Genomic DNA, 11,532 nt, shown 5'->3' with positions numbered 1-11,532 from the left:
GTCGTATCATCGGCTACGACGCCAATATTACCTTCCGTCAAGGAAGTCGTATCTGTATTACCACCAACAACATTCAAGGTATCTGCCAAGTCACGATGAACAACGGTATCGCCATCGCCTTTGAAATTAAGGCCTGCTACCTCCAGATCTTTCAACTGAGCAACATTGACGGCATCCGTATCTTCACTACCTGCCGCAACTCCCGTAATTTGACGATAGATTCCCTTACTAGTATTACCTACAGAGATAGCCGATTCCGTGGACATATAAGCAGAAAACATATTCCGTAAGTCTGTGCGGGCTTTTAACAGTGCTTGATAATCCGGGTTATTCGTAGATACAATACCACTCAAGGAATTTTCACCGTCATTGTTTTCCTTAATTAGCCGCTGATATTCTTTAATCTTAGCCAGGCTGGCATTATAGGCTGCACTACCTTCAGCATTGGTAGATAGATTTGCCACCTCAGCACTCAGCAAATCCTGATTTTTTTGTCGCTCGCTGATATAAGAACGATATTGAGCTTCTTTTGCTGCCAAGTCAGAATAACTATTAATCGTGGAAACTAATTGATTGTATTCTGCTGTTTTCCCTAGTTTTTCAGCTATAGCCGCTCTCTCCGTCGATCCCAAGGTAGAGAAATATCCGATAGAACCTGCACTTCTATTTGCTAAACTTTCATAACCTAAAGCAACGCCTCCACCGGCATTCGCTACAGCACCTTGACCTAAAGCAATGGAACCGACACTGTTAGCCTCAGTATAACCACCGATAGCAATGGCATCTGTTACCGGAGCTTTTGCACTGAATCCAACGGCAAGGGAGTCGACGCCGTTTGTTAATGTAGAAACACCGATATTAATACTGCGTGTACCATAATTTTTATTTCTTGTACCGATAGCAATATCGGCGGTGGAATTAAGGCCGCTATCGGTAATGACATTGTACCGACCGATAACAATACCTCTCTGGGCAATATTTTCATTACCGTAGACATAGGCATTATTAACTAACTTCTCGGTTACGCTATCACTAGTAGCATCGTAAGACGTGTTCTTTATCGTATTGCCGAAGCCGGTGACAACAAGATTCCAGTTACCGAGACCGGTAGTAATATTATTCGAACCGATGACCGCCGCATCCCTGCTCGACTTATCATCGGGCACACCGGCTTGGTCATTATTTTTATTGGCTGTTTTTTTCGTATTGATAGATACGTAAGAAATCTTATTGTCGTCTACTTTAGTATTCACTGCTTTCAATTGCGCTAAGTTTACAGCATCCGTATCTTGACTGCCTGCCGCTACATTGATAATCTGGCGGGTCATACTATCCGCACTGTTACCAACTGATACAGCGCCATTACCGGAAACCCATTCCGAAGTAAGTGTCCGATATTGTTTACCTGTGTCTATAACGGCCTGTCTTTTGCTTGTATTGCTAGGATCCGCATTATATTCAACTACTGCTGCTTGCCATACATCAAATGCAGCTTTCATTTCAGCGTTTAAGGCAAAAGACTGGCCGGTAGTTGGATTATATCCAAAGATATCCGTCCTCCGATCAGCTACAGAGAATGCGCCTAATCCCACACCGCCGGTAGTATTATTAACCTTAGAACCGGTTCCTAAAGCAAGGCCATAGTTTGAAGTACTTACTCCCGAATAAGCACCAATAGTCGTAGCATACGTAGAACCTTCCGCTTTAGAAAGATGCCCCATTGCCGTAGCATATTGTGACCCGCTGACAGTGGCACCTGTACCTGTTGCTGTAGTATACGCGGAATTCGTCACACTGACGCCGGTTCCCAAAGCAGTTGCGTTTTGCGAACTGCTTACCTTAGCGGAAGCACCCAGCGCGGTTGCATTCGTAGATCCGCTAATATTAGAAGATGCTCCCATAGCCGTAGCATTCACAGACTCATTGACCTTTGAACCGGCACCTATAGCTGTTGACTGTTTCGAACTGGTTACATTAGCAGCCCCCCCTGCAGCGATAGCCTTATCTGAGCTACTCACAATAGCATAACTTCCAAGTGCTGTCCCATATTCAGAACTAGTCACTTCAGCATTAGCCCCAAGTGCATTTGCACCATCAGAGTTTTCTCCCACATACGTTTCATTACCAATAGCAACAGCAAAATCACTATCAATCTTTTTATATCCAGCGGATGGCTTATTAGCGACTTTACGTTTGCCCCCTCCGATAGCAACGGATTTCGTGGTCATCGCCTTCGCATAATTGCCTATTGCTACAGAACTCGTTGTAGCTTCCGCCTCAGTCCCTCCGGCAAAAGAATATTGTCCCGCATAAGTTTTAAAACCTACTGCGGTTCCCTGCTGCCCTTCCGCCACGCTATTTTGACCGATTGCAAGAGATGCTCCACCATTTGCTTTTGCATCATTAAACGGCCAGCCAGCCGGGGCCATATCTAAAAACTTAAGTCCGATTTGTACCTTTGAACCGTCTTGGGTTAATTTGATTCCGCTCCCAGCCTGTAAAGTAACCGTATCTCCAGAACTTATCTTTGTACTCTCTCCTGACGCAGTACCATACTTATCTGTAATTGCATCCGGACCTATCCCGACAGCCAAGGTCCAGCCGTCATATGTTGCAGCAGCTTGAGCCAAAGCCACTCGACTATCCGCAATGGGCCGTTCTTTCGACAACTTAATCGTAAGTGGATCTAAATCCTCATCAGCTACTTCTCCAATATTATCGTTCGTCAGCGATTCTGCGTCCATATTGGAACCAATACCATCCGCCACAGCATTTTCGGATGCTTGTACACTTTGCTCAATAGCAACGCTCTGGTCTGCACCTTCCGTATTCGTGGCTGCCTGGGCAATACCTGTCATGCCAGCACAAAGAGCCGTTACAGCTAAAACAGCCGCAACGGTTTTACCGGAATTCAATTTCATGGATACGGGTTTACTATGACTCTTTGCTATTTCAGAAACTACGATGTAGCAATTCTTCACTTTGCTCCAAATGACTTTGTAAATCCGATTCATATCGCTTGCCTCCTATAAAGTAATGATAAGTTCTTATCCCCTCGTCAAAATTCAGGTGTGGCACTATTTTAAATTTTATCAAAATAATTATTAAATTATAACTTTCATAATCCTAAATACATATATAATAGTAATATAAAAGAAAATTATATAAATTTATGCCTCCCTCCACAAATCAATTTTTCCGCATAAGAACTAGAGTATAACGAATATACCCCAAGTATTGAAAATAATTAACAGTCTATATCCCTATGTTATCATTCTATATATTTATCAAATTTTTGTCAATAAAGTCAATTATATGTGTAATATAAAAATCAAATCGTTTTTATTTATTATTTTTTATGAATTATTCATGAATAATTTTCAGACAAGTCCGTTTAAGTACCCTACGTCAAAAATCATTATTTCAAGCGAGCTCCGTCGTTTCTGTCCTCATGCATCGCTACAATCGGCGATGTTATTTTTATACTTCAATGGGTTTCATCATCAAGCTAAGTTTAAGGCAAAATAAAAAGAGTACCGAAACGCCCTATAATACAGGAATATCGGTACTCCGAAGACCATCTTTCGATGGCTGCAAATCATTATTTAGTTTTACTTAAGGCTTCAACAGCTGCCGTCAAATTTTCAATCTTCTGGTTCTGTGTTTCTAACTGCTGACTCTGTGCTTCGATCTTGCGATCTTGTGCTGCAATCTTATTATTCTGTGCAGTCAGTTGTTCGCTCTGCGATTCAATCTTATTATTCTGAGCGGCAATCTGGTTGCTCTGATCTTCCAATTTACGGTTCTGTTGTTCTACGACGGATTTCAAGTTATTGAGTTCCTGTGACACCGCATCCTGCGACGAATACGTTCTCGTTTCTCCCTGGCCAATACGCAAGGTTACGCCGGCGTTGACCATATTTTCACCGCCGCCGTAGGATGAACCGATGCTGACCATGGTATCGTAGTTGAGCCGATAGAACGCGCCGAGAGCAACGGCATTGGCTCCTTTGTAATTACCGACGCCGGCTGAAATTTCCCAGCGGGAAGTCGGATCATAGTCTAACGGATGGAGGGCTGCCAAGGCAGCAGCGCCGGCACCAACTCGATCGACCCGGCGATCAAGACTACCAATGCGGCCATTCATTTCAGTCATCCCAGAATTGATATTGCTGATGGTACTGTCAAACTGCCCTTTGTTGATAGCATCCGTTGACGCTTGTGCATCACCGACATTTTGAATTCTATTGCCGCCCATGCTGACATTGTTGTTTTCGACGGTAATGTTCTTAGACGAATCTTCATTCTTAATCGTCAATCCGCCATTGTTAATCGTCGTGTTTCCCGTCGTGACTGAGCCCGTCGTGAGGGATTCATTAGTGATGACGGTCTTGCTGTCACCGGTCCCGATGGTAACGTTGTCTTTACTGATGGAAACGTTGCCAATGTTGGCTTTTTCCGAAACCGTCAGTTCTTTTGTTGTCACCGTATTCGATGTCACCGAGTTGAGGTCTTTAAGGTCTTTTGCCAACTTGATATCGAAACCGTCCTTATTGGAATTGGTTACGACACCGATATTACCGTCAGATAATTCGCCTGCAGCGCCGCCTTTAAGGTTCATCGATTCACCAAGTTTGACGCTGACTTTACTACCGCTATCACCCACAAATTCACGAGTACCTGAGCCAACAGTATTGCTGATGTTATTAATGGATTCAGATATATCTTTCAGCTGACCTTCAGTAGCTGCGCGGTCTTCGACGATATTGTCCTTATCCCATTTAGTATTATCGAGTCCTGTGACATAGTGGCCGGTTGTACCTTGGCCATTGTCCTGATTCCCGATAACGATGCCGCCATTCTTGGCATCACCGATAACGACCTGGCCCTTCGTACCATCTACTTTTACCTCATTCGCTACGTCGGTATCACTGCCAAAGGTAATGTTATCATTTAAGTCAATGGTATTTTTCTTAACGCCATTAGCATCGGTCGTCGTATGAATCGTAATATTTTTACCGGAAGACAGCGTCCCGTCAGTTACTTTATCGTTCAAAGCTTTAAGCTGAGCGACGTTAACGGCATCCGTATCCAAGGTCCCGGCTGCCACGTTGGTAATCTGACGAGTATAACCTTTTTCACTATTGCCGATGGAAACAGCCGCCAAATTCGATGTCCAAGTTGGGCTATCCTTTTCATCCCGAGTTAATTCTTTACCGCTCGGAATGTATCCTAATACACCGGCTTTAACATTAGTTCTAGAAGACTTACCAAGCGCTACGCTGCCTTCAATATTGGCCCATGTATTATCACCTAATGCTACGGCAAAATCAGCGTTTGCAAAGCTGTTCCGTCCTATCGCTATCGTATACGGATTTGCACCTGAAGCACTATCCCCCAATGATATCGCTGATTCATCGAGGCTCATGGCTAGATATCCAATCGCGATTGAATTCAAGGCCTCCGCATCGGACAAGGGTCCAAGGGCCACCGCATTTATACCGTAGGCCGAAGAAGCAGAGCCTATGGCTAATGCATTAGCCTGACTAGCTCTGGTTGATGCACCAATAGCCATAGCACCATCACCTTCAACAAGTGCCTCAGTACCGATAGCCAATGTATCAGTGCTTCTGGCTTCAGCTTTATAACCGATAGCAAAAGCCGATTTAGCAGAAGCTTTTGAGCTCCACCCTATCGCCGTCGCATACTGACCGTTTGTGTATGCGTTATTCCCCAACGCCAGTGATGAAGCACCTCTAGCAATAGCCGAATCGCCCAAAGCAACGGCAGAATCAGCAAGAGATGATGAGTAAAACCCTATTGCAAGAGAATTCTTTCCATTAGTATTGGCACCTGCACCGACAGCTGTCGCATATTCACCGATTCCCTTTGACAAAAAGCCCAAAGCAACGGCACCCGTAGATGAAGATACAGCCTGTTCACCGATAGCTGTTGAATAAGTTCCTGTGCCTTTAGCGGTATGTCCAAAAGCCAGAGCACCGTTCTTCGTAGCTTCGGCTTTATCACCAATAGCGATCGAATCTTCACCTGTACCTTTGGCTAAATAGCCCAGTGCCACCGACTTTGTAGACGTAGATTGAGCACCAGCCCCAATAGCCGTCGAGTATTCCCCACTACCATTTGATAAAATACCAAATGCAATTGCTCCGGTAGAGGTGGCTGCGGCCTCTTCGCCGATAGCCGTTGAATACGTTCCCGTTCCTCGGGAAGAATGACCAAAAGCCATCGCGCCTTCCCGAGTAGCTACAGCCGCTTCACCAATAGCCGTTGAAGATTTTCCTGTCCCTCGAGCGGAATACCCCAAAGCTACAGCATTCTCAGCACTGGCAGTTGCCGTCTCACCAATAGCCGTTGAGTATGTACCCGTACCTTGAGCGGAATGGCCAAAGGCCATGGCACCTTCAGCCGTAGCTTTTGCGCTGTAGCCAATAGCTGTCGAATTCTTTCCCGTAGCATTTGACATAACACCAATCGCGTTTGAAAATATACCTTGCCCCACAGCTTGATAGCCCAAAGCTACAGCCCCTACACCTGCGGCGTTTGACTCAAGCCCCAAAGCAACCGAGTTACTGGCAGCATTAGCGCTGACCCCGAGCGCCATACCATTCATGGTTGCATTAGACAGACTGCCAATAGCAATAGCAGTCCCAAACTCTGCTTTCGCTGTATTCCCGATAGCGATGGAACCATGACCTTCAGCTACTGTGGATGGTCCAATGGCAACTGAGTTACCATCCGCAGCCTGAGCTCCGCCCCCAATCGCAACCGAAGCGCCACCACTCTTTGTATCTTGCCCAACAGCTACAGAATCACGGCTATTCGCGTTAGAATTACTGCCAAAAGCAACACCCAGCCCCGTACCGTCCGTATTATTCTCAGCAGCATTTACAACGCCGGTCATACCGGCACATAGTGCAATGACCGTCAAAGCCGCAACGAGGCTTTGACTCGGACAGGATTTCGTCGTCACGGATTTACTATTCCGTTTGGCAAATTCTGATACAACGACATAGCAGTGCCTTGCTTTATTCCAAATAACCTTGTACATTTTATTCATTTTTAACCGCCCCTTTTACGTCCTCAACAAAGTAATAAATATTCGCCATTTAAAACGGATTGTTAAGACATGATTTCTCTAGTTTTAATTCTATATATATGGTTTAAAATTGTCAACTAGACGTTTTATATTTGACACTCATCATATTTGAATCTCATATTTATTCTCAAATAAACATAAATTTCAAATAAACACTTTACGTAAATTAAGGGATAAAATCCAGTAAATTACTATATTATAAGATGTTTTAGCACCTAATTTTCGTATTTCAGTTCACACAAGACTTTGTATCCCATTAAAGAAAATTCATTTCACGAGAGTGATTATTTTTTATATTTTATGACGCAAAATCGCCACTACATTGAGCTATAATAGACTTTAATGGATCCGTTTTTTTCATTAGATCATTTTAATTAGACGATAAAATAAATTGGGGGTTCATCGATACAATTGACCCGGTTATTGTGGTTTCCGATATATATACTCATTTCGTTCACCGAAAATTTTATATTTCGAATAAAATAATTAAATTTCACAACACAACAAAAAAAAACACCGGAACCCCTATATTCTAAGGGATTCCGGTGTTCCGGAGGCCATCTTTAGATGGACATGAACACTTATTTATTTTTGGTTAATTCTGCAACAGCGGCCATCAATTCTTCAATCTTCTGGTCCTGTGCTTCGAGTTTGCTGTTCTGCTGAGATACGACAGATTTCAAGCTGTCAATTTCTTGTGCCATGGCTTTCTTGGACGAGTAGGTCTTCGTTTCGCCCTGGCCGATTCTCCAGGTTACGCCGGCATTGACCATATTTTCACCGCCGCCGTAGGACGAACCGATGCTGAACATGGTATCGTTATTCGGGCGATAGAAGGCACCGACTGCGACAGCGCTGGCACCGCGGTAGTTACCGACACCGGCTGCAACTTCCCAACGGGAATCGGGATCGAAGTCCAAGGGATGGAGGGCTGCCAAGGCGGCTGCACCGGCACCGACGCGATCGACGCGATCGTCGAGGCGGTTGATGCGGTTATTCATTTCGCCCATGCCATTGCCGATATTGGTAACGACGTTGTTCAACTGGCTGACGTTTACAGCATCCGTATCAGCTGTACCGGCAGCTACGTTATGTACCTGGTTGCCGCCCATGCTGATCGTATCGTTGGTAAGTTTGATATCCGATTTGGACGAATCGGTTGCAGCAATGGTTACACCGCTGTTATTGACCGTCGTGTTGCCGGTTTTGACTGTCGTCGTCGTGACCGTGTCACCGGTAATGGACGTTGTGGTATTGCCGGAGCCTACGGTAATGCTGTCGCTGGCCGTCAGGGTCTTGGTGTCTACACTATCAAGACCGGAGAGTTTCGAGGACAACTTAATGTCAAAACCGTTGCCGGCTTCGTTGTTTACAACACCGATGTTGCCTTCCGTCAAGCTGGAGGTATCAGCGCCGCCTTTGAGGTTCAAGGTGTCGTCTTTACCGAGTTCAATTTTTTCACCAGAATCACTGACGAAGCTGCGTTTAGAATTGTTGATTTCACCGATGCTGGTGTTGATATCGCTGATGTTGCCTGCAAGCTGAGCCAACTGGCCTTCCGTGGCTGCACGATCGGCTACGTAGTTGTTCGGATCCCAAGTCGTATTGTCGAGACCGGTAATATACTGACCGCTTTCAGTCGAACCGTTGGTGGTCGTAACGTCCTGGTTGCCCATAACGATACCGCCGTTAGCTGCGTCGCCGATGACGACCTGGCCGTTGGAGCCGTCGACCGTTACCTGGTTGGAGCCAGTGCCGGCCGTAATGGTGGCATTGCCGCCGTTTACCGTGACCTGGTTGGCATCGGTACCTGCCGTAATAGTCGAGGTCGTGCCGTCAACGGTTACCTGCTGGGTTGTATCAGTAGCACTATTTACCGTAAAGGTGTCGTTCAAATTAATCGTATTGTCGTCAGCTACGGTAATATTTTTACCGGACGTCAAGGTAATGGCCGTTACATCATCACTCAATTTCGTCGACAAGGCTTTAAGCTGAGCTACGTTTACAGCATCGGTATCTAACGTACCGGCTGCTACGTTGGTAATCTGACGGGTGAGACCCGTTTCGCTGTTACCGACGGATACAGCAGCTGCCGTAGACTGCCAAGTGGAAACAAGGGCGTTGGATTGAGCCTGAAGGCTGGCTAAGGTAGTACGAGCCGTAGCGAGTTCTGCTTCTTTGGCAGTAATCTGCGAATTAATAGACGTCAAGTCAGCGCCGGTAGCCGTGTTCTTTGCCGTCTGTAAGGCAACGACTTCGCTGGACAAGGACTCTACATTAGCTTGTGCCGTAGCGATATCGGACTGAAGCTGGGTGTACGTAGACTGGTTGCTGCCCAGGATATCGGCCTGAGAGGTAATCGTACCGCTCGGATCGTAGCCGATCACACCGGAGCCAATGTTAGTTTTGGATTTGCTGCCAAGGGCTACACCGCCGGCAATATTAGCCGTCGTCTGATCGCCCAAAGCGCTGGCCGATTCAGCCGATGCGTTGGACAAGAAGCCTAAGGCTGTTGCATATTTGCCGCTAGTGGAAGCCTGGCTGCCGATAGCGCTGGAGAAATGACCTTTGGCACGCGCTGTGAAGCCGACTGCCAAGGTATTGGTGTCGTACGCTTCAGCGCCGCCGCCAATCGCCGTCGTCTGGTAGCCGTAAGCCTTGGCGTCGGTACCCATAGCCATAGCGAAAGCGTATTGATCACTTTCAAGAGGATTGGTCATCCGTTCTTCACTAACAGTGTTTTTACGTTCGTTTGGAACAGAAACGTCAGCGCTGGAACCGTCACCGGAGTTTACGCCACCTACATAAGCACGGTCACCGATAGCAAGGGAGTAAAGACCATTTGTTTCGGCACGGCTACCGATAGCCGTAGAGCTGCCACTTTTAGCTTTCGCCAAATACCCCATAGCCATAGCATTATTGGCAGATGCAGAAGAGAAATTACCAAGGGCCATAGAAAGATACTCAGTGGCCGAAGAGTTTTGACCCAAAGCCATGGACGAAGAAGCCGTTGCTTTAGACTCAATACCGAGGGCTACGCCGCCTTTAGCTGCCTGAGAAGTAGAACCGATGGCAACAGAGCCTGCATCGGTTGCACTGGAACGGTTACCGATAGAGATGGCACTCGTCCCCGTAGCAGATGCTTGGTTACCAAGAGCTACAGCACGTTCAGCACTGGCGGTGGTGTAAGCACCCAAAGCGGTAGCTAAATTACCGGCGGCTTTAGAAGCCCCACCAATCGCGACAGAATTAGTTCCCGTAGCACCGTCATTATTTTTGTTGCCGGTTAATGTAGAATTTACGGAAACATAGGAGATTTTATTAGCATCAACAGTAGCACTCAAGGTGTTAAGGCTGGTGTTCAAAGTGCTAATATTAGAGTTTATAGTACTAATATTAGTGTTTACATCGCTAATATCGGAGTTTACATTGCTTTCCAAAGCTTTGAGCTGAGCCACATTTACAGCATCATAATCGTCAGCACCGGCTGCAAGGTTGGTGATACGACGACGGTTTTCAGCTACCGTATTGCCACTTGCATCGGTATAAGAAGCATTACCTACGGATACGACACCATTGCTTGCCTTGAACGCTTCGTTTGTCAAATAACCGGTAGTCGCTACACCGGTAGTATCGGCTAAGGAGTTCGAACCTAAGGCAACGGAATTACTGGATTTAGCAGTCGCACTATTCCCTAATGCCAAAGAGTTAGCCGCCGAGGCTGTAGCAGCGTTACCATAAGCAGCTGCATTGGAGGACGTTGCTTTAGCCTGAAAACCGGTAGCGACTGCATAATAGGCGGTAGCTTGGGATCCATAACCATTAGCAATAGAATAGTGGCCTGTTGCTTGTGCAGTATTACCGATGGCAGTGGAATATCTGCCGGACGCAGTCGCACTGCTACCTAACGCATAGGCATAATTAGCCGTTGCCTGAGCGCCATTACCAATAGCAGCACTGTTAGATGAAGAAGCAGTAGCACCGTTACCGAGAGCGATAGCGGAAGGCCCGGACGCGGTAGCACCATTACCAATAGCTTCACTGCTGGAACCGGAAGCTGTTGCCGTATTACCAATAGCCGTAGCATTAGAGCCGGTCGCTTTGGCCGTATTTCCTACTGCGGTATTAGCTGCAGCGGTTGCTTCGGAAGAAGTACCGTAAGCTACACCATTGCCGGTACCCGTTGCGGTATCAGCCGCACCAGCAAGACCGGTCACACCCATGGAAAGGGCCAGGACTGTAAGAACAGCCGCTAACGTCTGAGCGGGCTGCGATTTAATCGATACAGCCTTACCGCTTCTCTTCGCTAATTCCGATACGACGACATAGCTGTTTTTTACCTTGCTCCAGATGACCTTATATTGTTTGTTCATATCCAAATCTCCTTTATAAAAAGAACATAAATCCCATATTTT

3 protein-coding genes are annotated in these 11,532 nt (G+C 46.3%); all 3 read right to left on the bottom strand.

All coding sequences use genetic code 11. The features are described from left to right. Nucleotides 1-3,014 (bottom strand): ESPR-type extended signal peptide-containing protein (locus tag HMPREF3201_RS07430; RefSeq protein ID WP_062412458.1); only part of this gene is annotated, 3,014 nt, incomplete at its 3' end. Between the two features lie 587 nt (nt 3,015-3,601). Beyond that, nucleotides 3,602-7,078, bottom strand: a complete 3,477-nt coding sequence (locus tag HMPREF3201_RS11550) for an ESPR-type extended signal peptide-containing protein (protein ID WP_072272051.1) — start codon at nt 7,076-7,078, stop codon at nt 3,602-3,604. Between the two features lie 620 nt (nt 7,079-7,698). Beyond that, entirely contained in the window at nt 7,699-11,490 is a 3,792-nt protein-coding gene (locus HMPREF3201_RS11650) for an ESPR-type extended signal peptide-containing protein (RefSeq protein WP_062412456.1), read from the bottom strand. Nucleotides 11,491-11,532 lie beyond the last annotated feature (42 nt).

Origin of the sequence: Megasphaera sp. MJR8396C (assembly GCF_001546855.1) — a bacterium.
Taxonomy (GTDB): Bacteria; Bacillota; Negativicutes; order Veillonellales; family Megasphaeraceae; genus Megasphaera.
The sequence above is the reverse complement of the archived record's forward strand: the minus strand, read 5'-3'. Positions and strand labels throughout refer to the sequence as shown.

Excerpts from the sequence above, each read along its gene's own strand:
- HMPREF3201_RS11550 (WP_072272051.1), bottom strand. The coding sequence starts at position 7,078 with ATGAATAAAATGTACAAGGTTATTTGGAATAAAGCAAGGCACTGCTAT.
- HMPREF3201_RS11650 (WP_062412456.1), bottom strand. The coding sequence starts at position 11,490 with ATGAACAAACAATATAAGGTCATCTGGAGCAAGGTAAAAAACAGCTAT.